Origin of the sequence: Pseudomonas wuhanensis (assembly GCF_030687395.1) — a bacterium.
Classification (GTDB): Bacteria; Pseudomonadota; Gammaproteobacteria; order Pseudomonadales; family Pseudomonadaceae; genus Aquipseudomonas; species Aquipseudomonas wuhanensis.
On sequence record NZ_CP117430.1, the window covers coordinates 2,643,645 to 2,667,708 of the forward strand.

A 24,064-nucleotide genomic window follows, 5' to 3' on the forward strand; every position below is an offset into this window, starting at 1 on the left:
CGCCTGTCAGTGGGTTTTTCAGGAGTAGAGCGTTATGCCGTTTGCACGTATTTCATTGCACCGGGGAAAGTCTGCCGAGTATTTACAGGCCCTCTCACAGGGGCTGCACGAGGCGTTGGTAGAAAGCTTCGAAGTGCCGATGGCCGACCGGTTCCAGGTCATTCATCAACATGAAGTGGGCGAACTGGTATTTGATCCCGGCTACCTGGGCGGTCCGCGCAGCCATGACTTTGTGCTAATCGCGATTACTGCCGGTCGCCCCCGGGATACCGAGACGAAACAGCGTTTCTATCGCAACCTGGTCGAGAGACTGAGTCGAGCGCCAGGCATCGACTCTGAGGACGTCATGGTGGTGATTACCACTACCGCGGCAGATGAATGGTCGTTTGGTGGAGGGCGGGGTAACTAGTTTTCTATCTGCTGGGCAACAGCACGAGGGGCACCGGTCGCTCACCACCATTGGTGCCGAAGTTGTTCATTCAAACAGGTGCCCTGCGCAGATATCGCCGATACAAAACAACACCCATAACAACCGAAAGCAACCCAACCCCTGCATTACCAAAAAGCCAAATGGCAAAATTTCGACTTTGGTCCGCATCACCTTCGTAGAACGGCCCAAAGTAGCTAGACACTGCCACGAATATCAAATTAAACGCCCCGACGGCCAAGGCAACGATAAGGATGACGAACAATATCCCTTTAACAGTTTTCATATGACCTTCCAAAACCATATTTCCTTCGACTCGTGGTAGTCGGAGAAACGAATGTGAGCATCCTGCCTTCTCCCTGTGGCCCTTTAACTCTGACGGCTAGCCTAGCAGAGGGTCCATATCGGCTGATAGAGAATGAATCTTAGAGGCCTGACGTTTGACATGAGAGATTTGGCCAGGCTTGCCAGAACAGCCTTTCGATGGAAAGGTTAGACCTCAGGGGGGCACACAGCGCTCTCAGCCTCAGGGGCAGGTAGCCAGAGGCCAACCGACGCGCGCTGCACGGAGAAGGCTGGCCTTAACAACCAAGCGGTGAAATGGGGCAATAACGAAGATGTAGGCCCGGCCTAGACGGTTGTGGCAGTGGACCACGGTTGAAAAAACGAGTTGGCGACTGCCTTCTGGCTCTGCCTCTCCAGAACACAGGATCGATATCCGGAAGTCCAGGTGCTTGTCGTCCTCTCCCAACACGATTTCAGTCTGGTTCGAGCTGTAGACCTTGAAGATTTCAATCCGGTTAGCAAGTGTTGCCAAATGTTTGGCTGTCTTGAGACCAAAACAGGCAACGATAGTGTCTCGGACTTTCATGAGCCATCCGATCCAGGATGGCTGGTGGGAAAGGATGAATCGAGCTAGCAAATCTGGATTGCTGGATGTGCCCGCAGGGAGCCGAATCGCAAAAGCGTCCGCCAGGTTCATCGACTTATAAAGGTGGGTGATGCCGGACCTCGAGGGGACTGGCACGGACATAATGAGCTCAAATTCTTGGGGCATCGGGGATCTCTCCTGAGTTCTAACTACCAATTAGACGACATGCCATGTCGCGTTTCTTGTTGCGATGGTTTGTCGTATAACGTTCCTTGTCGCCCTGTAAGTGCTTGTCGGATACTGAACCCGATCAAGGCATCATAGAGCTCTTGCTGCCCAGCTGGCAAAACAGGGAGCAACGTTGCACGGCGCTTGTCGACATCGAACCAGGATTCAACCAACCATCCCACCAGATAGAGCGCCGAAAGGCATCCGCCAGCGGTTGCAACGTTCCCCTGGCATACAAGAGGCTGGTCCATGGGCTCAAGTCCCAGAGCTTGCAAGCTCGATCGTGCATCCGGGTGTGTAGTTGCTTGGCCGCTGAGCAGCCCAAGCCGTTCGAGAATGAAAGCTCCGGCGCATATGGAGCCGATTCGCTGGCGTCTGGAGTCAAGTTCAAACGACGGCAGGAAATCCGGGGCGGCAAGTGCAGCGGGTATCCCTTCCTTGCCGCTGACGAACAATACCGCGTCGGCACTATTGGCCTCGCAAAGCGGTCCGTGCACCGAAACAGGCAGGCCGTGCGCCGATCGCACGATAGCGCTGGAACCCAATACTCGGACGTGCCAGTCCTCAGTGTTGCGGCCTAAAATGTCCCACATCAGGAATAGGTCGATATCAGTGAATTGGTCGAAAGCAACCAGAACGATTTTCTTCAAGGCGAGCTCCATGAAAAGTGCTGGCGTGCAAAACGCAACGGCCATCTTTGCTGGTGTTCGCAGCGTATCAATCGGTTGCGCACCATACACAGTCTGTATGGCGCTAAACATGGAGCGAAATAACGGGTGAGAAAACTAACTCGTAACCATTGGATCGCGGCTGGTTTTGAGGCCCTCGACCAAATAGGGCATGTTGGCGTTTCGGTCGAGAGTCTATCGCGCCGATTGAATGTGACCCGCGGATCGTTCTATCACCATTTCCGCAATCGCGAAGACTTTGTCCGCACCTTGCTGGCCGCTTGGGAAGAAGACTACACGGAGCGCATGCTCGCTTATGCGGCGCAGGGTCGTAGCGCGGGCGAAACCTTGAAACGCTACTTGAGTATTGCCGCTGAAAAACAACCTGGGCGGGAAGTTTCCATCCGAGCCTGGTCGCTGCACGATCCGTTGGTAGGCGAGTTTCAGCAGCGTGTTGACACAAGACGACTGGACTTCGCGATACGCACGTGCCGCCGCTTGGTTCATATGCCAGGCCAAGCAGAGGTGATTGGTCAGGTGGCCCATCTGTGCCTGATTGGTGGTCAACAGGCAGGGCTGCGGCGTGATGCCGCTCGCTTCAACAGTTTCCTGCAACGAGCCTTCTCACTTTTCGAAGGGGCGCTTCCACCGTGGCGGGCCTAAGGGCTGATCCGTATTTTTTCGCGCTATCTGCATCTGTAATGGAATCAGCCTCGGGCTCACAATGACGGCACGGTCAGCAGTTGCAGTAGCCACTGCACCGCAAACTCATAACGTAGGAGGCCCCATGGGCAAGATGGCATTTTTCCTGGGTGGATTTCTGGTGTTGACCATTTTGATTGGTGCGCTTGCCACGATTTCTCCGGTGTAAGGAGAGGTGAGGTGCTCATATTCCAGCGAGTTGCACAGCAAAAAGCCCCGTCCCATTTTTAGGTGGGTGGGGCTTTTCCGTTTTGAAGATTAAAATTGCCCGAGCCTGAAATGACTGCCCCTGGCGTAAAAATACAACTACGCCGAAAAGCCCTGTATCGAATTATTATTTCGTTGTACGTTGAGTCCGCGGGAGGCCTTGATATGAAAGGCCGTCCCTAGCCACAACACTCGCAAGGAATGCAGATGATCGATGGTCCCGCCGTTTTGACAGTCTTTTTGGTTTACCTGGCCGGTGTCGTTATTCCAGGGCCAAATTTCGTTGCAGTAGTTCACAAAGCGGTGGCTGCTACGCGGTCAGAAGCTTTGGCCTTGGTAGCAGGCATCGTATTGGTCAATTTATTCTGGGCCACCTGTGCAATCGCAGGTATCGGCGTTGTATTTGCTGCGTTCCCCTGGGCGGCGCTGATCGTAAAGGTTCTGGGGGCAGCCTATCTGATGTGGTTTGGATTCCAACTGCTGCTCAAGGCCGGGAAGAGCGCGCTTGCCCCCAGTGATAATGCTGTCATCGGAAACTTTAGGCAGTCATTCATTCAGGGGGTCGTTACGAACATTGGCAACCCTAAATCCATGGCCTTCTATGCCGCTATTTTCTCAGCGGCAGCCCCCACCCATGTTTCACCAGGCACGTTTTTGTCGATGCTGGCCGTCGTAGTGGTGGTTTCGATGACTTGGTATGGAGTGGTTGCAATCGCTCTTTCGCAACCTGAGATCGCTTCAGCGTATCGCCGGAGGAAAAAAGCCATTGATCGGCTGTGCGGCGGTTTGATTTTGTCTCTGGGGATTCGGCAGCTGGTTCAGTAAGTCCACGATTGGGTATCTAGCCTGGCGATAGATCAGCAAAAACCACAACGCCTCCGCACAGGGAGGCGTTGCGGGTTTTCAGCAATATTGCTTAGATCATCTCAAATCAAACCGATCCAGATTCATCACCTTGACCCAAGCCGCAACGAAGTCTTTCACAAACTTCTCCTTCGCATCGTCGCAGGCATAGACCTCAGCCAATGCCCTCAACTGCGAATTCGAGCCAAACACCAGATCAACACGGGTACCCGTCCATTTAAGGTCGCCGGTTTTCCGATCGCGGCCTTCGAACTCTTCATTGGCCTCGGACACCGGTTTCCATTCCACGCTCATATCAAGCAGGTTTTTGAAGAAGTCGTTGGTCAACGCTTCCGGCTGTTTGGTGAAGACGCCGTGCTGGGTTTGTCCGACGTTGGTGTTCAACACGCGCAAGCCGCCAATGAGCACGGTCATTTCTGGTGCGGTGAGTGTCAGCAGTTGCGCCTTGTCGATCAGCAATGCCTCAGCCGGTACGCTGTAGCGGGATTTGAGGTAGTTACGGAAGCCATCGGCGGCGGGTTCGAGAAACCCGAAGGATTCAACGTCCGTTTGTTCTTGCGAGGCATCCATCCGTCCCGGCGTGAAAGGCACCGTCACGGTCTGGCCGGCATTTTTTGCCGCCTGTTCGACACCAGCACAACCGGCCAGCACGATCAGGTCTGCCAGCGATATTTTCTTCCCTGAGTTGTTGAATTCGTTCTGAATGCTCTCGAGTTTCGCCAGTACGCTCGCCAGTTGCTCAGGCTGGTTGGCCTGCCAGAACTTCTGTGGGGCCAGACGCAGGCGTCCGCCGTTGGCGCCGCCGCGTTTGTCGGAGCCGCGGAAGGTGGAGGCTGCCGCCCAGGCAGTCGACACCAGTTGCGAGACCGACAGGCCGCAGGACTGGAGTTTGCCTTTGAGTGCGGCGATGTCGCTGTCGTTGACCAAGGCATGGTCGACCTCCGGAATGGGGTCTTGCCACAGGAGTTCTTCATTGGGCATTTCCGGACCGAGGTAGCGGGAGAGGGGGCCCATGTCGCGGTGGAGCAGCTTGAACCAGGCGCGGGCGAATGCGTCGGCCAACTGATCGGGGTTCGCCAGGAAGCGCCGCGAGATCGGCTCATAGATCGGATCGAAACGCAGAGACAGGTCCGTGGTCAGCATGGTCGGGTTACGCCGTTTCGACGGATCATGAGCATCCGGAATAATGCCCGCACCAGCACCGCCTTTCGCCGTCCACTGGTTGGCACCCGCCGGGCTCTTGGTCAGTTCCCACTCGAAGCCGAACAGGTTTTCCAGGTAGTTATTGCTCCATTTGGTGGGCGTGGTGGTCCAGGTCACTTCCAGGCCGCTGGTGATGGTGTCGCCGCCCTTGCCGCTGCCGAAGGTGCTCTTCCATCCCAAGCCCTGAGCTTCGAGGCCCGCGGCTTCGGGCTCGGCACCGACGTTGTCGGCAGGGCCGGCGCCGTGGGTCTTGCCGAAGGCGTGGCCGCCGGCGATCAGTGCCACGGTTTCTTCGTCATTCATCGCCATGCGCCCGAAGGTCTCGCGGATGTCCACCGCCGCAGCGACCGGGTCCGGGTTGCCTTCAGGGCCTTCCGGGTTGACGTAGATCAGGCCCATTTGCACCGCGGCGAGCGGGTTTTCCAGGTTGCGTCCTCCCTCGGTGCGGCTGTCCTCATTTTCCCCCGGCTCCGCAACGAGTGGGCCTTCGCCGGGTTCTTGCATGGATTTTTTTTTGTCTTTGTCGTAGCGGGTGTCGCCGCCCAGCCACTTGTTTTCCGAGCCCCAGTAGACGGACTCATCCGGTTCCCAAACGTCTGGCCGGCCACCGGAAAAGCCGAAGGTCTTGAAGCCCATGGACTCCAGCGCGACGTTGCCGGTGAGCACGATCAGGTCGGCCCAGGAGATGTTGCGACCATACTTTTGCTTGATCGGCCAAAGCAGCCGGCGCGCCTTGTCGAGGCTGACGTTGTCCGGCCAACTGTTGAGTGGCGCGAAGCGCTGCTGACCGGAGCCGGCACCGCCACGACCGTCACCGACGCGGTACGTGCCGGCGGCGTGCCAGGACATGCGAATAAACAGCGGCCCATAGTGACCGAAGTCTGCCGGCCACCAGTCTTGCGAATCGGTCATCAGTGCATGCAGGTCTTGCTTGAGCGCCTGAAAGTCCAGTTTTTTGAACGCTTCGGCGTAGTTGTAGCCCTCGTCCATGGGGTCGGACAGCCGCGAATTCTGGTGCAGGATCTTCAGGTTCAGTTGGTTCGGCCACCAATCGCGGTTCGTCGTGCCACCGCCTGCGGCGGCGTGATTGAACGGGCATTTCGATTCATTTGCCATGTGTGCGCTACCTTTGGTCGTATTCATCCGGCTATCCGGCCCGGGGTGGGCGCGCAATAGCGACGAGCGAAATCAATGACATAGGCTGCAGGGCCAGCAGTTCGATCAATTGATCGTCGGGGTCACACGGGAAGTCTGGAGAGCAGCAATCGAGTTGCCAGCACGGTGGCCCACGGCAAGCCTAGTACGCTTCTGACTCATTCGTATCTTTTATCAAGTCTCAACCGGCCAGCTTACGCCAGCGCTTCAATAAGGTTAGACGCCTATAAAGCAGTCAGCTAATAGGTGGAGTATTGGGGGGTGATAGGCATTTTCTTTTATCTGGCCCGTCGAGATGGAGCCGATCAAAAGATCGCAGTCTTCGGCAGCTCCAACACAAAACCTGTGGGAGCGTGGCTTGCCCGCGAAGACGGCAGCACAGACGCAGCAAATCTCGGATCAGCCCGAATTCATGTCTGCTCCACCGTTCTTCGCCAGCCGGTATCGTATGATGAGGCCCTCCCATCGACGCCCACCCAAGGACCCATACCCGATGTCTTTAAGCAAACGCGATCAGGCCCACATCGAACGTCGCCTGATCGCCACACTGACCGAGGCGTGTGAAACCGCCAAAGCGCAAATAGTCGGGTTCTGCTGGCTGACCCACGAAGTCGATTACGCAGTCTTTCCTGCCAGCCTGCGGGTTATCTGGGTCTTCGATACGCAGGCCAACAAGGATCAGGCGCTGGCGAGCGGGCAGGGCGAGCGCATGGTCGAACTGACGGCCGTGGCGTTAAGTGAAGCGGACGTTCTCGTCAGCCCGGTAGCGGCCCATGTGCAGTTTGATTCTGAAGAGCAATGTCAGCGCGCCAATGCCGGCAACTGGCAGCAACGCCTGGCGCCCAAGCGCTCCACACGGGGTTGAAGCGTGGCCAAGGATATCGAAAATCCGTGTATTGCCATTTGCCAACTGAGCGGTGAGCTGTGTGTCAGTTGTGGCCGCACCAAGGACGACATCAGAAAATGGAAACGCATGAAGCGTCCGGAAAAAATGGCGGCGGTGCAGCGGGCGAGTTTGCGGTTGAAGGGGCTTCAGAAAAAATGAATCCGCCAGGTGTGAAACGCTAGGGCTGCGCACAAACCTCTCGAACACAATCACGTAGCCATCGATGCGCTGAGTCGGCATCCATTCGTGGATGCCAGAGCATCGAAATGGTGATCGGTGCCAGGTCGAACGGAAGGTCAAAACTGTGCAGGCCGGCGCGCAGGTTTCGGGTGTGTCGGGCGGGCACGGTGGCGATCAGGTCCGAGGCGCGAGCCAGCGCCAGCGCCGCCGAAAAGCCGCCGATGAGGGTGGTGATCTCGCGCTCCAGTCCCAGCACTTCCAGGGCCTCATCCATCGGCCCTTTATCGAGCCCGCGTCGCGAGACCAGGATATGCCTGCCAGCGGCATAACGGGAGGCAGTGACCTCACCCTGACTCAGCGGATGCCCCGTGCGCACGACGCCGATGAAACGATCCTCGAACAATGCACGGGTGCGCACTTCCGGGCTCGTCGTGCCGCCGACCACACCGGTTTCCAGGTCGACGGAACCGTCGCGAAGCGCGGCGCTGTCCTTGTTCAGCTTCTGCACAAAGTGCAAGCGCACGCCGGGTGCTTGCTCACTGACGCGGGCAATCAGCGCCGGGCCGAAGTTTTCGACGAAACCGTCGCTGGTGCGCAACGTGAATGTCCGGACCAGTTGCTTGAGGTCGAGCTGTTCGGCGGGGCGCAAAACGGCGCCGGCATCTTGCACCAATCGACTGACCTGTTCGCGCAGTTCCAGCGCTCGGGGCGTCGGCACCAGCCCGCGTCCGGCCCGGACCAGCAGCGGGTCGCCCGTCGTTTCGCGCAAGCGCGCCAGCGCCCGGCTCATGGCTGACGGGCTCAGGCGCAGTCGTTGGGCGGCGCGTGCGACGCTGCCTTCAGCGAGCAGCACATCCAGGGTAATCAGTAAATTCAGGTCGGGCGTCATCATGTTCCAACGTTAGCACGGCGTGCGGGTGACATGGCGTCAAACGCATCTATCACGTGTAAGTGGTGCGTCTTCCGCCATGCCACGCACGGGCATACGCTGCTGATCTACCTTTCAGATGTGGCCCAACCATGAAACTCATCACTCAATCAGGCTCGGTCCGCTGGGCGCTCGCGAGCCTTTCGCTGTCGATGTTGATGCCTTCGCTCGATACCAGCATTGCCAATGCAGGTTTGCCGACATTGGCTGAGGCGTTCGATGCGTCCTTTCAGCAAGTGCAGTGGATTGTTCTGGCGTATTTGCTGGCGATCACCACGCTGATTGTCAGCGTTGGACGGCTGGGCGATATCGTCGGTCGTCGGCGCTTGCTGCTGACGGGCATTGGCATTTTTACCCTGTCATCGCTTGCTTGTGGTGTCGCGCCGTCGCTCGGGTGGCTGGTCGGCGCCCGGGCAGTGCAGGGGCTCGGGGCGGCGATCATGCTGGCGCTGACCGTGGCGTTTGTCGGCGAGACGGTGCCGAAAGCGCAGACCGGCAGCGCCATGGGATTGCTCGGAACAATGTCGGCGATAGGCACCACGCTGGGGCCGTCGCTCGGTGGGATGTTGATCGCGGGCCTTGGCTGGCAGGCGATTTTTCTGCTCAACGTGCCGCTGGGTATTCTGAATATCTGGCTCGCGTATCGCTATTTGCCGGCGGATGCACGGCGGGCGAAAGCGCGGTGGGTGGGTTTCGACAAGGCAGGTACGTTGCTACTGGGGTTGACGCTCGGGGCGTATGCGCTAGCCATGACGATCGGGCACGGTGATTTTGGTTTGCTCAATATCGCGCTGCTGCTGACGGCTGTTTTCGGCGCCGGGTTTTTCATAGTCGTGGAGGCCAGAGTTGCATCGCCATTGATTAAATTGGCGCTGTTCCGTGAGCCGGGCCTGAGCGCGAGCCTGGCCATGAGCATGCTCGTTTCGACGGTGATGATGGCGACGCTGGTGGTCGGGCCGTTTTATCTTTCGGGGGCGCTTGGCCTGGGTACGGCGCTTGTCGGCCTTGCCTTGTCGGTCGGCCCGTTGGTGGCTGCGCTGACCGGTATGCCGGCCGGTCGCCTGGTGGACCGTTTTGGCACTCGGCGCATGACCCTTGTCGGGCTCGTCGCAATGGCGCTCGGCACAGGTGCTTTATCGATGATGCCGGCGGGTCTTGGCATCCTCGGTTACCTGGCGCCCATCGCGGTGATCACGGCCAGCTACGCGTTATTTCAGGCGGCCAACAACACTGCGATCATGACCGACATCCGCCCGGACCAGCGCGGCGTGATTGCCGGCATGCTCAGCCTGTCGCGCAATCTCGGCCTGATCACCGGGGCCTCGGTCATGGGCGCGGTGTTCGCCTTTGCATCGGCGACGGCAAACATCACCACGGCATCTCCCGCCGCCATCGCCAACGGTATGCGGATAACGTTTGCCGTCGCCATGGTGTTGATCGTCCTGGCCCTTGTTGTCGCGCTGGCGCGGCGAGTTTCACACTGCTGCACTGCATGCAGTAATGAACTGCAGTGAAGCTGTATTGTTCGTGCGAAATCGAATGCCGATACTTCCTGCACATGGCGCAGAAGGGCTGCGCTGAAGTGAAGGAGTCAGGCAATGGTTTCTGTCGTTCGTATCGCACACACCGGCGCACCTGAGGTGATGACCATCGAGCAAGTGTCGGCGCATGAGCCGGGCCCCGGTGAAGTCTGGCTGGAGCAGGAGGCGATTGGCGTCAACTTCCTCGATGTGAGTCAGCGCAAGGGCACCGTACCGCTGCCATTGCCGTCGGGTCTGGGCCTTGAAGGCGCGGGCCGTGTTGCTGCCATCGGCGCGGGGGTGAGCAACGTCAAGGTGGGTGATCGAGTGGCGTACGCAACGGGGCCTGTTGGCGCTTACGCCAGTGCGCGGCTGTTTCCGGCCGAGCGGCTGGTGCCGATTCCCGACGCGTTGACGGCTGAAGAGGCGGCCGCGGTGTTGTTCAAAGGCATTACCGCGCAGTACCTGCTGAAGACGACGTATCCGGTCGGCCCCGGCACCACCCTGGTGCTGTATGGCGTAGCGGGCGGCCTCGGGCAGATCATGGCGACGTGGGCCAAACACTTGGGGGCCTTTGTCATCGGCATTGTGTCCCGGGCCGCGAGTGTCGAGACAGCCAAGGCGCTGGGCTGCGATGCGGTGCTGGTATTCAATGCCCAGACACTGGCCGCGGACGTCGCGGAAATCACCCGCGGCAAGAAAGCCGATGTGGTCTACGATCCCATCGGGCGGGTGTCGTTCGAAGCGTCACTCGACTGCTTGCGACCACGGGGGTTGATGGTGTCTTTCGGGGCCTCTTCCGGGGCGCCGACTGCGGTCGAAGTGGCCACGCTCAATGCCAAGGGCTCGTTGTTCCTGACCCGTCCTTCGCTCGCCGCGCACACCACGGATATCGCCGAATATCGGCAACGGGCCGATGATGTACTGGCTGCGGTCGAGGCGGGCATAATCAAGCCCGGCATCTGGGGCCGCTATGCCTTGGCCGAGGTGGCCAAGGCCCATGCCGATCTGGAAGGCGGCCAATCTCGCGGTGCGATCGTCCTCAAACCCTGATCGTCTGTTACCTGAAAAAAGAGTGTTTTGTGAACCCACTGGACAGCCGCCACATCGATGAAATTGCAGCACTCCTTGCGGTCGCCTCGGCGCATTCGTTCGTCGCTGCCGGACGGTTGCTGCAACGCCATCCGACGGTGATTTCAAAGCGTCTGGCGGCCATGGAAAAGCGCTTGGGCGTGCGGCTGATGGAGCGTACGACGCGTCAAGTGCGGTTGACCGATGCCGGCAACCGTCTCGTCGAACGTCTGCGCTCTGCCACGGGTTTGATCATCGAGGCGGAACAGGAAGCGTCACTGGGCGCGGCGCAGGTTCGTGGCGTCCTGCGCCTGGCTTTTCCCGCCGCGATGGGGCGCCTGTGGCTGGCGTCGATGTTGCCGGAATTTCTGGCGGCTCATCCGCTGGTCTCTGTCGAGGTGGATTACAGCGATCGCGTCGTCGACATTATTGGTGAGGGATTTGATGCGGCGATTCGTATTGGCGAATTGAACGACAACCGCCTCGTCGCGAAGAAGCTCAGCGATCATCGCCGCATTCTCTGCGCTTCACCGAGTTATATAGAACAGCACGGCTTACCGACCAGTCCGAAAGAACTGACCGAGCACAACTGCCTGGGCTTCACCGGCCTTGCAGCGTTCCCTGAATGGCGCTTGTCGAAGGGTGATCGGCAGGAGAAGGTCATCACCAGGGGAACCTTGACCTCGAACGACGGCGAGGCGTTGCTCGCCGCGGCCAAGGCCGGCGTCGGTATTTTGGGCGCCGGCGAGTGGCTGATGAGCCGTGAAATCGCCAACGGCCAGATGGTGCGCGTTCTGCCGGAGTGGGATCTGGATGCCCAAGGCGGGATTTATCTGGTGCGAGCATCAGCAGCTTTTACGCCGGCAACGCTCATGGCTTTCAAGGAATGGCTGGAGGCCAGATTTGCGCAAGGGCCGCCTTGGCAAATGCCAGTCATCTAAGCGCAATACCTGTGGGAGCGGGCTTGCTCGCGAAAGCGGTGTGTCAGGCGACATTAATGTTGACTGTGCCGCCGTCTTCGCGGGCAAGCCCGCTCCCACATGGATTGCGCTAGGCCATCACATCAAGGTATTTCGCGGCATCCCCAACAGGCCGGTCAGGGTGTTGATAATCGCTTGTTGCCGCGCACGGTCTGTCTGGTGCACGGCTTCTGCGGCGGCGACATCGGCGTCACAGTGAGGGCAGGTCACTTCGTGCGCATGGATGTACTGCAAGCAGCCGCGACACAGGGCCAATTGCGGTGGAATGCGTCCTTCGTCCGGTGATTTCTGGCCCTGGTTTGCGCCATAAAAGGGCACGGCGGCCCCTAATTCCGGATAGGCCACGGCCGCGGCATTGGCGACTCCGCCGCCATAACAGAAGCCGGTGATGCCGATTTTTCCGCGGGTGGCGTCATGTTTCATCAGCCACTCAATGGCGGCGAAAAAGTCATTCATGAGTTTTTCCGGGTCGACGGTCTGCTGCAATTCCCGACCTTTGTCGTCGTTGCCGGGATAGCCGCCCACCGACGTCAGGCCGTCTGGGGCGAGTGCGATGAACCCCGCTTTGGCGAGACGCCGGGCGACGTCCTCGATGTAAGGGTTGAGCCCACGGTTTTCATGCACGACCACCACCGCTGGCAGCTTGCCGGTGGCTTTCGCAGGGCGCACCCAATAACCACGAACCTGCCCGTGCCCCTTGGGCGAGGGATAGGTGATGTACTCGGCGATGATCTCCGGGTCGGTAAATTGCACCTGCTCGGCCAGTGCATAATTCGGGCTCAGGGCGGCGAGGAGGGCCGAGGCCGTCAAGCCGCCCAAGGTGAACAGCGCCGCACGATCAAGAAACTCTCGCCGGTTGATTTTGCCGTGGGCGTAGTAGTCGTAGAGTTCGAGCAGTTCAGGGGCAAAATCTTTCGCCGTGAGACGATCCATCTGCGTGCTTCCTGTTGGTTGATCCGGATTTCGATTCGGCGGCTTTTCGTAGGAGCCAGGCTTGCCGGCGAAGGCGTCCTTAAGAGCGCCTTCGCCGGCAAGCCTGGCTCCTACATGTCCGATTTACCCGACCGGTATTAGCGTTATGGCAATCAGCTCTCAGCCTGTTTATTCAACGCCTCTTCAGTCGCCGCGATTTCTGCCTGACGCTTGATGATCATCTCGCCCACGGGCGGGCCCTGGAAGCGTCGGGCTTCAAAGGCGAACCAGACGATTGCCGTCAGAATCAGAAAACCGAGCGTGATGTACAGCGCCCAATCGTTCGGCGGCTGGATGCCGATGGCAAAGATCAGCACCATCGAGAGGATCGAGAGGATGGCGAACAACGAGTACAGCCCGCGCCCCATGTTCCATGGCCCCATGTGTGGCCACTTCGGGGTCCCGTAGGTAAACAGGCCCAGCACGATGGGAATGATGAAAGAGAAGAACAGGAAGATCACCGTGCAAGAGACCACAATCGTGTAGACCGGCGTTTCACCGATCGATACCAGGGACGATCCCCACACGAACAACACCGCAAGGGTGGCACCGGTCCAGATCGCCGGCACAGGGCTGCGATGGGTCGGTGAGACCGAGGCCAATGCTTTCGAGAAGGGCAGGCCGCCGTCACGGGAAAACGCGAAGATCATGCGTGAAACCGAGGTCACGGTCGCCAGCCCGCAGAGAACCTGCGAGATGAAAATCGCCAGGTAAAGCGCCATCTTGATCGCCGGGTTCACCTGAGTGTCCATCGCCCAGAAGAACACATTCCAACCCTGCTTCGCCGCTTCGTCCATGCTCGGCAGCATCAGTACAAACGAGCAGAGCATCACCCAGCCGAACAGCAACGACCAGGCCACCGAGCTGACCATCCCGACCGGTACCGACACGGATGCCCGATGGGTTTCTTCGGAGGTATGCGCCGAGGCGTCATAGCCGGTGATGGTGTAGATCGGCAAGAGCAGGCCGAGCATGAAAACCCAGCCGTTCGACACCTGTGGCCAGACGTTGCCACCGGCCTCGCCAGAATAGTTGCCGAAGGTCACCAACCGGACGAACTCATAGCTGGGCGCGGCGATCAGGCAGACGATGGTCAGCGCGAGTGCCGTGGCGAAAATCAGGTAGCCCGAGAAGTCGGTGAGCTTTGCCGTCAGGCCGATGCCGAAGTGGTTACACAAGGCCTGGAGGCCGGTCAGGATCGCCAGGAAAGTGATCCGTGTGGTGATGGTGTCTTCCATTCCCAGGGCCGGTCCGAAGGCACCGAAAAAGAAGTAGTAAGTACCGACGTTGATCGCGCCGAGCACTGTAATCAGCCCCAACAGGTTGAACCAGGCCGTCAGCCAGCCGGTGAAGCGGTTACCGAGAATCGAGCCCCAGTGATAGAGGCCACCAGCCGTTGGGTAGGCCGAGGAAATCTGTGCCATGGCCATGGCGAAAACCCCGGAGATCAGGCAGCCGAGTGGCCAGCCGATGCCGATGGCTGCGCCGCCTGCACCCGAAGTACCCTGGGCCAGCGAGTTGATGCCACCCGAGAGGATGCAAATGATCGAAAAGGAAATGGCAAAGTTGGAGAAAACACCCATGCGTCGCGAGAGTTGCTGGGCATAGCCCATGCTGTGCAACACCTTGAGGTCGTCGTCTTGTGGCGCGGTGGCGCCGGGTTGGCTTACTGGACTCATAGCGTGTGCTCTTGTTCAGGTTTTGATCCACATCCATCCGCGTGGTGCGTGCCGAATGGGTTTGTCTTCAACCCCCTGTTGTACTGCTCCTGCCTCTAACGGTTGAAATCCATGCAGGCTCGTCGGCCATGCACAGACGATTGCTCTAGAGACGACCGTGGAACGCCGCGTCGAAAATTTCTGCCGCGCCAGTTCGTGTCAACGGCAACGGGTTGCCGCCGGCACAGGGGTCGACAATCGCCATGTCCGCGATCAGATCGATCTGCTTGTCATCCACGCCCAGTTCAAACAGCGTATGGGGCACGCCGATGTCTTTGCGCAGCTTGAGAACGAAGGCCAGAAAGCTGTCGAAGCCCGGTGAGGGCAGGCGCAAATAAGCCGCCAGGCGGGTGATGCGTTCTTCAATGGCCGGGCGGTTGAACTTCAGCACGTAGGGCATGAGCGTGGCATTGGTCATGCCGTGGTGGGTGTCGTACAGGGCGCCCACCGGATGCGCGAGTGCGTGCATGCCCCCCAGACCTTTCTGGAAAGCGGTGGCGCCCATCGCGGCAGCCGCCAGCATTTGCGCGCGCGCGTCGAGGTCGGAGGGAGTGTGTACTGCGCGTACCAGCGCATTGGCCACCAGGCGCATGCCTTCCACCGCAATGCCTTCGGCCATCGGATGAAAACCGGGAGCGCAGTACGATTCCAGGCAGTGGGCAAACGCGTCCATGCCAGTGCCGGCGGTGACTTTTGCCGGCATGCCGACGGTGAGGGCCGGGTCGCTGATGACCACCCGCGGCATCATTTTCGGGTGAAAAATGATGCGTTTGGTGTGCGTACGTTCGTCGATGATCACCGCTGCGCGGCCCACCTCTGAACCGGTCCCCGCGGTGGTGGGCACCGCAATGATCGGGGCGATGCTGCTTTCGTCGGCGCGTGTCCAGTAGTCACCGATGTCTTCGAAATCCCAAACCGGTCGGGTCTGGCCGCTCATGAACGCGATGAGCTTGCCCATGTCCAGGCCGCTACCACCGCCGAAGGCGACCACGCCATCGTGTTTGCCTGCGCGCCAGGCGTCGAGCCCTCCCGCCAGATTGGCTTCAATCGGATTGGGCTTGAGGTCGCAAAACAGCGCGACACCGAGGCCGGCGGCGCGCAACGATTCCAGCGCCGCCGTGGTGATCGGGGCACGCGCCAGGCCGCTGTCGGTGACCAGCAACGGTCGCTGGATCCCTTGGCTGCGGCAGACTTCGGCCAGTTCGGCGATGCGGCCGACGCCAAAGCGGATGCTCGTGGGGTAGTTCCAGTTCGCGGTCAGGCTCATGGCTCAGATCTCGTGGCGTAGATGGAAGGATTTCGCCCGGGTCAGGTGTTCATAGCCAAGGCGCGACAGCGTTACGCCGCGCCCGCTGTTTTTCACCCCGGTCCAGGCCAGGGCCGGGTCCAGATAATCGCAGCGGTTCATGAACACGGTGCCGGTGGCGATCTCGTTACCGAGGCGTTCGGCGGCGACGAGGTCTTGCGTCCAGATAGAAGCGCTGAGCCCGAACTCACTGTCGTTCATCAACGCGATGGCTTCGTCGTCGCTGGCCACCGGCATGATGCCGACCACCGGACCGAAGCTTTCCTCGCGCATCACCGCCATTTGATGGGTGACGTCCACCAACACCTGCGGCGCCAGGTAGGCGCTGCCCGGCGTGTCGGCGGGAAAGCCCTTTGGATCGATCATCGCCCTGGCCCCTTGCGCCAATGCATCGGCAATCTGCCGGCGCACGAATTCAGCGGCGCTCGGCGTGATCAGCGGGCCGAGGGTGGTGGCTTCGTCCAGCGGGTTGCCCAGTACGTATTGGCGGGTCAAGTCGACGAAGCGCTCGACAAAGGCCGGGTAAATTTTTTTATCGACATAGATGCGCTCGACGGCGCAGCAGCTCTGCCCGGAGTTGAAGAAACTGCCGTCCACCAGGTTTTCCACCGCATGCTCAAGGTTGGCGTCTGCCCGGACGTAGGCGGGGTCTTTGCCGCCGAGCTCCAGGCCCACGCCGAGGAAGCGGCCCATGGCGGCAGCTTCCATGGCCTTGCCGGCGTCGACTGAACCGGTGAAATTCACCTGGTGCACGCGTCCTGAAGCGATGATCATGGCGGTCTGCTGATGATCGAGCAGCAAGTTGTGGAACAGGCCTTCGGGCAGATGGGCGCGGCGAAACGCTTCGGCGAAACGCTCGCCCACCAGCAGCGTTTGCGTGGCGTGTTTGAGGATGACGCTGTTGCCGGCCATCAGCGCAGGAATGATCGTATTCACTGCCGTCAGATAGGGGTAGTTCCACGGAGCGACAACCAGCACCGTACCCAGCGGCTCGCGTTTGATATAGCGCTGAAAACCCGCGACAGGCGCTGGCTCAATCGCTGCCAACGCTTCAGGCGCAATGGCGATCATGTGCCGGGCACGCTCTTCGAATCCGCGCAGCTCGCCAGCGCCAAAGCGTACCGGCCGACCCATCTGCCAGGCCAGTTCCGGCACGATCTCGTCCTTCATCGCCAACATCGCATCCACGGCAGCGCTGCAAAACGCGGCGCGTTCGCTCAGTGGTCGGCGTTTCCATTGCGCCTGGGCGGTTTCGGCGGCGACCAGGGCTTGCTCGATCTGCGCTGCATCGGCACGGCGGCGTTCGGCGTAGACCCGGCCATCGACCGGGGAGATGAGTTGAACGATCTCAGTCATGGTGTGTGCTCAGTAGCGCTCGAAGCCGCGCTGCAGTTCCCAGTCGGTGATTCGCCGGTCGTACTCTTTCTGTTCCCATTCGGCTGTGTGCACGTAGTGGTCGATCACTTCATCACCAAATGCCTCGCGCAACATGCTCGACGCCTTGAGCGCGGCGCAGGCCTCGCGCAGGGTTTTCGACACTTCAGGCAAGTGCTCGTCGACGTAGGCGTCGCCCTCGAAGGGTGGCGCCAAGGCAAGTTTCTCGTCGATACCGGCCAGCCCGGCAGCGATCAAGGCGGCGAAGGCCAGATAAGGATTGAGGTCGGCACCGCCGATGCGGCATTCGATGCGGATGGCCTTGCTGCCTTCTGCGCACAAACGAAAGCCTGCGGTGCGATTGTCCCGACTCCACACGGCCCGAGTCGGCGCGAAAGTACCGGCCTGAAAGCGCTTGTACGAGTTGATATAGGGCGCGAGAAAACAGGTGATGTCGTTGGCGTATTTGAGCTGCCCGGCCACCCAGGAGCGCATCAGTTTCGACATGCCAAACTCCGCCTTGGGATCAAAGAACAGCGGCTTCTTGGCATTCTTGTCCCATAGCGAATTGTGCACATGGCTGCTGGAACCGGCGGCGTCATAGCGCCACTTGGCCATGAACGTGATCGCCTTGCCCTGCAGTTGCGCGATCTCCTTGCAGGCGTGCTTGATGATCACGTGGTGATCGGCCATGGTCAGGGCGTCGGCATAACGGATGTTGATCTCTTCCTGCCCCGCCCCCCATTCACCCTTGGAGTTTTCCACCGGAATGCCGCAGGCCTGCAGGTGTTTGCGAATCGCCCGCAGGACCGGCTCCTCGCGGGTGGTCTGCAGGATGTTGTAATCCTCGATGTAATGGCCGGCGGTCTTCGGCTTGTGGTAGTTGCGCTCGTGGATCGCCTCATAGCTCTCGTCGAACAGATAGAACTCCAGCTCCGAGGCGAACATGCCGGTATAGCCGCGTTCGCGCAGGCGCTCGACCTGTTTTTTCAGGATCGCCCGCGGGCTGTGTGGCAGGTCTCTTCTGTGGTGATGATCGAGCACGTCGCAGAGCACCAGCGCCGTGCATTCAAGCCACGGCACGCGACGCAAGGTGGCCATGTCGGGTTTCAGTACGAAGTCGCCATAGCCTTTGCTCCAGCTGGCCGCGGCGTAACCCGGCACTGGTTCCATGTCGATGTCGTCGGCCAGCAGGTAATTGCAACAGTGGGTTTCTTCATGGCCGCTGTCGATGAAAAACTCGACCTGGAATCGCTTGCCGACCAGTCGTCCTTGCATGTCGACCATGCAGACCAACACCGTATCGATCTCGCCGGAGGCAGCGGCGCGCTTGAGTGCATCAAAGCTGAGGAGGGGCTCGGTCATCACGTCAGTCCTGCGTGAAAGGTTTGGGCCTGTCTGAAATAGCTGTTGCAGACGCTCTCCAGAAGAAACCAAAACCTGCAGAATCGAGCATCGTGAGCAATGAGCTGCTGAAAGCTTAGCCTACTGTTGCTATGCGCGAGTTTCGGCCGGATGTGAACGGAGTTGAACCATGGCTCGAGTTATGACTCCGGGCCATGGCCAACAGCGGTCGCCTCGGTTAATTCCCGCCCACCACCATATGGCTGAACGGCGCCACATACGCCTGCAACGTCACCAGCCCGCCGACCAGAATCGCCAGCACCACGGAGTGGAAAAACACGTAGCGCAGGATTTCCCCTTCATGGCCGTACCAGCGGGTGGCGGTGGACGCGACCACGATCGACTGGGCATCGACCATCTTGCCCATGACCCCGCCGGAACTGTTGGCCGCGGCCATCAATACCGGGCTCAGGCCCAATTGCTCGGCCGTTACCCGTTGCAAGCCACCGAACAGCACGTTGGACGCCGTGTCCGAGCCGGTCAGGGCAACGCCGAGCCAGCCGAGCAGCGTGCCGAACATCGGGTAGAAAATGCCCGTTGCGGCGAAGGCCAGGCCCATCGTGGCGTCCAGGCCCGAGTAGCGGGTCAGGAAACCCAGGGCAAGCATGGCCACAATGGTGATGAGCGAGTAGCGCACCACCCACAGCGTTCGCAGGTAATGGTGCAGCAGCTGCGGAATGGAATAGCCCATCAGCAGCCCGCCGAGGATCGCCGCCAGCAAGATGCCGCTGCCGGTGCTGGTGAACCAGTTGAACTTGTAGACCGCATCCTCGGTTTTAGCCACGGGCACTACGGGCGGAACCTTCTCGATCTGTTGGTGAATGGTGGTGAAGGTCAAGGTCGGGGCAAAGATCGGGTTCGCCTCGCGCATCGGCTTGCCTTGGGGATCGAGCTTGGCCGAGCTGGTTTGCGGATCTATCGCCGGGCGAGTATCGAACAGGTTCTTGAAGCTCTGGGTGCCCCAGGCGAAGACAAAGACCGTGAGGATGATCCACGGCATCCACGCGCGCATCACGGCGGGTTTGGCATCGCTGGTAAATATTTCGCTGGGTTGTTCGTCCGGGTCCGCGTCCACGCTGGAGGTGTCGGCCCGGCCTGACAAGGCGGCGGAGGTGTGCACAGTGGCCGGCTTCCAGACCCTGAGGAAACCGGTCAGGCAGGCCATGGAAATCAGCGCGGCGATTACATCCACCAGCATCGGCCCGTGGTAGTTGGACACGAGGAATTGCGGTATGGCGAAGCTGACCCCGGCGACCAGAATCGCCGGCCAGATTTCCAGCATCTTGCGCCAGCCGGCGAAGGCCCAGATCAGCCAGAACGGCACGATCACCGAGAAGAACGGTAGCTGCCGGCCGACCATCATCGACAGCTCCATTTCATCCAGCCCGGTCACTTTGGCCAAGGTGATGATGGGCGTGCCCAAGGCGCCGAACGCCACGGGCGCGGTATTGGCGATCAGTGCCAGGCCAGACGCGGCCAGGGGCGAAAAGCCCAGCCCGATCAGAATGGCCCCGGTCACCGCCACGGGGGTGCCGAAACCTGCGGCCCCTTCGAAGAAAGCACCAAAGCAGAAGGCAATCAGCAGCAGTTGCAGGCGTCGATCGTCGGTGATGCGCGCCAGGGAATCCTGCAGCACTTTGAACGAACCGTTCTCGGTGGTCAGCCGGTGCAGGAAGATGATGTTGAGCACGATCCAGCCGATCGGCAACAGACCGTTGGCGGCACCGTAAAGCGCGGCCGAGCCCGCCATGTTCGCGGGCATGCCGAAGGCGAAAATCGAAATCAGCAAGGCCGAGCCCAGGGCCAACAACGCCGCCAGATGCGCCTTGATGTGGAAAAACGCCAGGGAGACCAGCATCACCACCACCGGCACCGCCGCCATGATGGTTGATAGCATCGGGTTATCGAAAGGGTCGTAGATTTGCTGCCAGACCATGTTCCACCTCTGCTTTTTATTGTTGTAGCGCAGGCCCCCATGGGGGAAGGTGGCTTGTAGTATAGGTGGCATTACGCTGCTGTCCTGGCGGGGCCAGCCGTTCAGGTTTCGAGGCCGACCCCGAGGCGTGCGCTCCTTTCGACCATCGCCACGATCGTTGCGAAAAGTTCGTCTTGTGCCTGCACTGGTGTGATCTCTCCGATCGCGGCGGCATGGGACAGCGCCTCGGCTGCACCGATCATCGCCCGAAGACTCGCCGGAGCGATTTCACCCGTTCCGGCGAAGGGAAGGAGGGCGTTGCGGCACTTGTCCATGAAGATCGCTTCGTACTCGCGCTTGATCTTTTCCAGTTCGGGCGAGCTGGTCAACGCGGCGATCACGCCGGGTATCTCGCGGCCCTGAAGAAGGACGCAATCAACATAAGACGAGGCGATGACCATTGCCTTGCTGGCCAGGCTCGGTTCACTGGTTTGAAGCGCGGCGTCCATAAGCGCGGTCTGACGCGCGTCGAACTCCTGATAAAGCGCCGCCAGCAACCCGGGGCGGGTGGTGAAATGGTCGTAAACCACCGGTTTGGTAACCCCCGCCTGTTCGGCGAGCCGGCCCAGGGTCAAGGCTTCCGTGCCTTCTTCTCGAACCAGTTGCCAGGCGACATCCAGCAACTGGCGCTGGCGCTCTTCCCGCGACATCCGGCGACGCGGTGGCGGGCTGGAATCCTGCTCATGTGTTTCGGTGCTTGACATGCTTATGTACCAAAAGTAGTTTACTGATCGTAACTTACCAAGAGTATATAAGGCCCGCTTCTAGCCCTCAATCACTCATTCCGTAGCAGGGAGTTTCCGACATGCACGCGCTCATTGTTGTAGCTCACCATGATGTCCAGTCACTCACCCATAGCCTCGCCAGGCAGATCGCCGAAGGTGTCTCCGGGGCCAATCCCGACAACTCTTTCGAAATCGCGGACCTCTGGGCGCAAGGGTTCGATCCGAGGTTCGGCGCGGCCGATCTTGCCGTCCATCACCGAGAAGCCCCACCACCCGCCGATGTGGCCGCCGAGCAGGCGAGGATCGATCGTGCCGATGCGCTGGTGCTGGTCTATCCGGTTTATTGGTGGTCGATGCCGGCGCTGCTCAAAGGCTGGATCGATCGGGTGTTCGCCAATGGCTGGGCGTTCGATTTCAGTGCGGATGCCAAGTTGGAGAAGAAGCTTCGCCATCTGCGGGTTCACCTTGTGGGTGTCGGCGGCGCCGACGCGGGAACCTATGCGCGCCACGGTTATGCCGACGCCATGAAGACGCAGATCGACCATGGGATCTTCGATTATTGCGGTGCCAGCGTAGTGACGTCCGAGCTGCTGCTCGACTCGGAAATCCAGGCGCCGACGGTTCATCTGGAGGCTGCGCGGCTGATTGGTCGTGTTCTTTTCGGTGCATCCAGGCGCAGCGATGCGGCTCAGGATATTCACCATTGCCGACCGGTCAGTGCCGATGCTTTTTGAAAGACAAAAAAAGAGCCTCGAAGCTCTTTGATGGGGAGGAAGTAGAGCCAGAGGCTCAAGATGCGCATGAAACAAGTGGTGAGCTTATTGGGGTTCAGTTCACTCACCACCTACGCAGCGGCTTAAACCTCCAACCGCTACGTATCACCATCCTAAGAAGCCGGGGGCTGGCACTCAAGTACCATTAGTCTAATCCCCCCGGCCAACCGGCCGATCCAATGTGGCGAGGGAGCTTGCTCCCGCTGGGACATCGGCGTCTGTTTTGCGACTGCTTCGCAGCCGAGCGGGAGCAAGCTCCCTCGCCACAGGGTGATGTCTTTTCTAGAGACCTTGACCGACCGACATTGGGCTTATTGACCGTTTTCCACAGTGCTCCAGACGCGAGTGCGTACGCGCTTGGTGAGGTTCAAGACGGTATCTACCCCTGTCTGAACACCAACGCCTTCAACCCGCACTCAACATCGGCATCGGGAAACTCCGGCGGATTCTCCAGCCGCTGCTCAAACCGCAGGCTCGGCGCTTCGCGGGTGACGCCATCAATAAGAAAGTCCGCACCGAACGCCGGATCGTTCATACAAGCCAGTACCGTGCCCTGAGGGCTGAGCAATTCCGGCAGGCGGCGCAGCACGCGCTGGTAATCCTTGGTCAGCAGAAAACTGCCTTTCTGAAAGGACGGCGGGTCGATAATCACCAGGTCGTATGGACCCTTGCCGATCACCTTGCCCCAGGACTTGAACAGGTCATGGCCGAGAAAACTCACCTTGCTCAGGTCATGGCCGTTGAGCCGGTGATTGTCGCGGCCACGGCTCAGGGCCGGGCTGGACATGTCCAGATTGACCACATGCAACGCGCCCCCCTCGATGGCCGCTACCGAGAAGCCGCAGGTATAGGCGAACAGATTCAACACGCGTTTGCCCTGAGCATTGGCCCGCACCCAGTCGCGGCCGAAGCGCATGTCGAGGAACAGGCCGGTGTTCTGTTTGCGGCCCAGGTCCACGCGATAATGCAGGCCGCCCTCGGTGATCGTCATCTCGTCGATCGGCTCCCCGAGCAGCCATTCGGTGGTGCTTTGCAGCAGATAGCGATGTTGCAGCAGCAAGGTGTGCGCGCCGGATTGTTTCCACGCTGGCGCCTGAGTGATCTCCATCAGCAACCGCTTCAAATCCTCCAGTTGCGCAGGGGCTGGCTCCTTGAACAGCGAGACCAGCACCACGCCCTGCAGCCAGTCGACGGTCAACTGCTCCAGCCCCGGCCAGCAGCGGCCACGGCCGTGGAACAGCCGACGGGTTTCTGCGGGCGCAGCCGCAAGCGCTGTCAGCAAATGGTCGTGGAGGACGGAGAGGGCATCTGGGTTCATCGGGCAAAGTCGGCCGTGCAGGGGGGGGCGGCATTTTAACCACAATTATGCGCTGACAAACGGTCGTATTTGTCAGCCTGGACGGAGAATGTTCACGTCAGGTGTATCAAAAATGAATTTCCGCGAAGTCCGCTGCTCATACCTGTAGGTGGCGGATTTGAGCCTGCGAAACCATTTACGCAATCAGGGAGTGACACAGTCATGAGTCCAGTATCGACGGCGGGCGCGCACTTGTCTGGCGGTTTGATTCTTGTGGTTGAGGACGACCCGTTGATCCTGGAGTTTCTGTGCGAAATTCTTCAGGAGGAAGGCTTTGCGGTTGAACCACAGGTCAGCGCGGACGCCGCGTCGCAGTTTCTGGAGCAGCACGCGCCGGAGGTGGGGCTTTTGCTGACGGACATCACCATGCCGGGCAAACTCAATGGCGCGGACCTGGCCAATCAGTTCGGCGACCGTTGGCCGGACAAACCGATCATGATCATGTCTGGCTTCGAAACCCCGAAAAGTTCCGGGGTCAAACATCCGGTTTCGTTCATCAGGAAACCTTGGGCGGTGGGGCAGTTGCTCGATTGTGTGCAAAGCGCCTTGCATCCAAGCCGGCCCCTGTAG

Annotated in this window: 23 protein-coding genes and 1 pseudogene; 10 read left to right on the top strand and 14 right to left on the bottom strand. The window is 59.9% G+C overall.

Annotated features, from left to right (window positions below; genetic code table 11):
* Positions 1–34: 34 nt before the first annotated feature.
* Positions 35–409, top strand: a complete 375-nt coding sequence (locus PSH88_RS12310; protein WP_305426431.1) for a tautomerase family protein — start codon at positions 35–37, stop codon at positions 407–409.
* 70 nt (positions 410–479) lie between these two features.
* Here the strand turns inward: PSH88_RS12310 and PSH88_RS12315 are convergent, their stop codons facing one another.
* The 3 genes from PSH88_RS12315 to PSH88_RS12325 all read right to left on the bottom strand — a co-directional run bounded on the left by PSH88_RS12315 (position 480) and on the right by PSH88_RS12325 (position 2,176).
* Entirely contained in the window at positions 480–713 is a 234-nt protein-coding gene (locus PSH88_RS12315; protein ID WP_305426432.1) for a hypothetical protein, read from the bottom strand.
* A gap of 240 nt (positions 714–953) precedes the next feature.
* A complete protein-coding gene (locus PSH88_RS12320) occupies positions 954–1,484 on the bottom strand; it encodes a DUF2867 domain-containing protein (RefSeq protein ID WP_305426433.1) in 531 nt (176 codons plus the stop codon).
* Positions 1,485–1,507: 23 nt separating this feature from the next.
* Positions 1,508–2,176 carry a DJ-1/PfpI family protein gene (locus PSH88_RS12325; protein WP_305426434.1) on the bottom strand — a complete coding sequence of 223 codons (669 nt, stop codon included), beginning with the start codon at positions 2,174–2,176 and terminating at the stop codon, positions 1,508–1,510.
* A 126-nt stretch (positions 2,177–2,302) separates the two neighbouring features.
* On the opposite strand from PSH88_RS12325, the gene PSH88_RS12330 reads away from it, so the two are divergent.
* Positions 2,303–2,857 (top strand): TetR/AcrR family transcriptional regulator, encoded by a 555-nt coding sequence (locus PSH88_RS12330; protein WP_305426435.1) that lies wholly within the window; start codon positions 2,303–2,305, stop codon positions 2,855–2,857.
* Between the two features lie 453 nt (positions 2,858–3,310).
* On the top strand, positions 3,311–3,928 hold the full coding sequence (locus tag PSH88_RS12335; protein ID WP_305426436.1) for a LysE family translocator: 618 nt from the start codon (positions 3,311–3,313) through the stop codon (positions 3,926–3,928).
* Between the two features lie 96 nt (positions 3,929–4,024).
* Here PSH88_RS12335 and katG read toward each other — a convergent pair whose 3' ends face one another.
* Complete coding sequence (katG, locus tag PSH88_RS12340; protein ID WP_305426437.1) at positions 4,025–6,313, bottom strand: catalase/peroxidase HPI; 2,289 nt, start codon at positions 6,311–6,313, stop codon at positions 4,025–4,027.
* A gap of 505 nt (positions 6,314–6,818) precedes the next feature.
* On the opposite strand from katG, the gene PSH88_RS12345 reads away from it, so the two are divergent.
* Positions 6,819–7,190: a hypothetical protein gene (locus PSH88_RS12345; RefSeq protein WP_305426438.1), complete on the top strand. Its 372-nt coding sequence runs from the start codon at positions 6,819–6,821 to the stop codon at positions 7,188–7,190.
* Positions 7,191–7,193: 3 nt separating this feature from the next.
* Positions 7,194–7,370 carry a DUF1289 domain-containing protein gene (locus PSH88_RS12350; RefSeq protein ID WP_305426439.1) on the top strand — a complete coding sequence of 59 codons (177 nt, stop codon included), beginning with the start codon at positions 7,194–7,196 and terminating at the stop codon, positions 7,368–7,370.
* Between the two features lie 19 nt (positions 7,371–7,389).
* Here the strand turns inward: PSH88_RS12350 and PSH88_RS12355 are convergent, their stop codons facing one another.
* Positions 7,390–8,283 carry a LysR family transcriptional regulator gene (locus tag PSH88_RS12355; RefSeq protein WP_305426440.1) on the bottom strand — a complete coding sequence of 298 codons (894 nt, stop codon included), beginning with the start codon at positions 8,281–8,283 and terminating at the stop codon, positions 7,390–7,392.
* A 128-nt stretch (positions 8,284–8,411) separates the two neighbouring features.
* Between PSH88_RS12355 and PSH88_RS12360 the strand changes: the two genes are divergently transcribed.
* The 3 genes from PSH88_RS12360 to PSH88_RS12370 all read left to right on the top strand — a co-directional run bounded on the left by PSH88_RS12360 (position 8,412) and on the right by PSH88_RS12370 (position 11,851).
* Complete coding sequence (locus tag PSH88_RS12360) at positions 8,412–9,833, top strand: MFS transporter (protein WP_305426441.1); 1,422 nt, start codon at positions 8,412–8,414, stop codon at positions 9,831–9,833.
* Between the two features lie 84 nt (positions 9,834–9,917).
* The gene (locus tag PSH88_RS12365) at positions 9,918–10,892 is read left to right on the top strand and encodes a quinone oxidoreductase family protein (RefSeq protein ID WP_305426442.1); all 975 of its coding nucleotides are present in this window, start codon (positions 9,918–9,920) and stop codon (positions 10,890–10,892) included.
* A gap of 29 nt (positions 10,893–10,921) precedes the next feature.
* The gene (locus PSH88_RS12370) at positions 10,922–11,851 is read left to right on the top strand and encodes a LysR family transcriptional regulator (RefSeq protein WP_305426443.1); all 930 of its coding nucleotides are present in this window, start codon (positions 10,922–10,924) and stop codon (positions 11,849–11,851) included.
* Between the two features lie 117 nt (positions 11,852–11,968).
* Here the strand turns inward: PSH88_RS12370 and PSH88_RS12375 are convergent, their stop codons facing one another.
* From PSH88_RS12375 to PSH88_RS12405, 8 genes and pseudogenes are all read right to left on the bottom strand, one after another.
* Positions 11,969–12,643 carry a dienelactone hydrolase family protein gene (locus PSH88_RS12375; protein WP_431312682.1) on the bottom strand — a complete coding sequence of 225 codons (675 nt, stop codon included), beginning with the start codon at positions 12,641–12,643 and terminating at the stop codon, positions 11,969–11,971.
* A gap of 123 nt (positions 12,644–12,766) precedes the next feature.
* A pseudogene (locus tag PSH88_RS30460) lies at positions 12,767–12,823 on the bottom strand (hypothetical protein); the annotation flags it as partial.
* 152 nt (positions 12,824–12,975) lie between these two features.
* On the bottom strand, positions 12,976–14,541 hold the full coding sequence (locus tag PSH88_RS12380) for an amino acid permease (RefSeq protein WP_305426445.1): 1,566 nt from the start codon (positions 14,539–14,541) through the stop codon (positions 12,976–12,978).
* 145 nt (positions 14,542–14,686) lie between these two features.
* Entirely contained in the window at positions 14,687–15,847 is a 1,161-nt protein-coding gene (locus PSH88_RS12385) for an iron-containing alcohol dehydrogenase (protein ID WP_305426446.1), read from the bottom strand.
* Between the two features lie 3 nt (positions 15,848–15,850).
* Complete coding sequence (locus PSH88_RS12390) at positions 15,851–17,242, bottom strand: aldehyde dehydrogenase family protein (protein WP_305426447.1); 1,392 nt, start codon at positions 17,240–17,242, stop codon at positions 15,851–15,853.
* 9 nt (positions 17,243–17,251) lie between these two features.
* Positions 17,252–18,625 carry a glutamine synthetase family protein gene (locus PSH88_RS12395; RefSeq protein ID WP_305426448.1) on the bottom strand — a complete coding sequence of 458 codons (1,374 nt, stop codon included), beginning with the start codon at positions 18,623–18,625 and terminating at the stop codon, positions 17,252–17,254.
* 217 nt (positions 18,626–18,842) lie between these two features.
* On the bottom strand, positions 18,843–20,600 hold the full coding sequence (locus tag PSH88_RS12400) for an L-lactate permease (protein WP_305426980.1): 1,758 nt from the start codon (positions 20,598–20,600) through the stop codon (positions 18,843–18,845).
* Between the two features lie 101 nt (positions 20,601–20,701).
* A complete protein-coding gene (locus PSH88_RS12405; RefSeq protein ID WP_305426449.1) occupies positions 20,702–21,343 on the bottom strand; it encodes a TetR/AcrR family transcriptional regulator in 642 nt (213 codons plus the stop codon).
* A 101-nt stretch (positions 21,344–21,444) separates the two neighbouring features.
* On the opposite strand from PSH88_RS12405, the gene PSH88_RS12410 reads away from it, so the two are divergent.
* Positions 21,445–22,098: an NAD(P)H-dependent oxidoreductase gene (locus tag PSH88_RS12410; RefSeq protein WP_305426450.1), complete on the top strand. Its 654-nt coding sequence runs from the start codon at positions 21,445–21,447 to the stop codon at positions 22,096–22,098.
* Between the two features lie 418 nt (positions 22,099–22,516).
* Here PSH88_RS12410 and PSH88_RS12415 read toward each other — a convergent pair whose 3' ends face one another.
* Positions 22,517–23,455, bottom strand: a complete 939-nt coding sequence (locus PSH88_RS12415; protein WP_305426451.1) for a class I SAM-dependent methyltransferase — start codon at positions 23,453–23,455, stop codon at positions 22,517–22,519.
* 201 nt (positions 23,456–23,656) lie between these two features.
* On the opposite strand from PSH88_RS12415, the gene PSH88_RS12420 reads away from it, so the two are divergent.
* A complete protein-coding gene (locus PSH88_RS12420; RefSeq protein WP_305426452.1) occupies positions 23,657–24,064 on the top strand; it encodes a response regulator in 408 nt (135 codons plus the stop codon).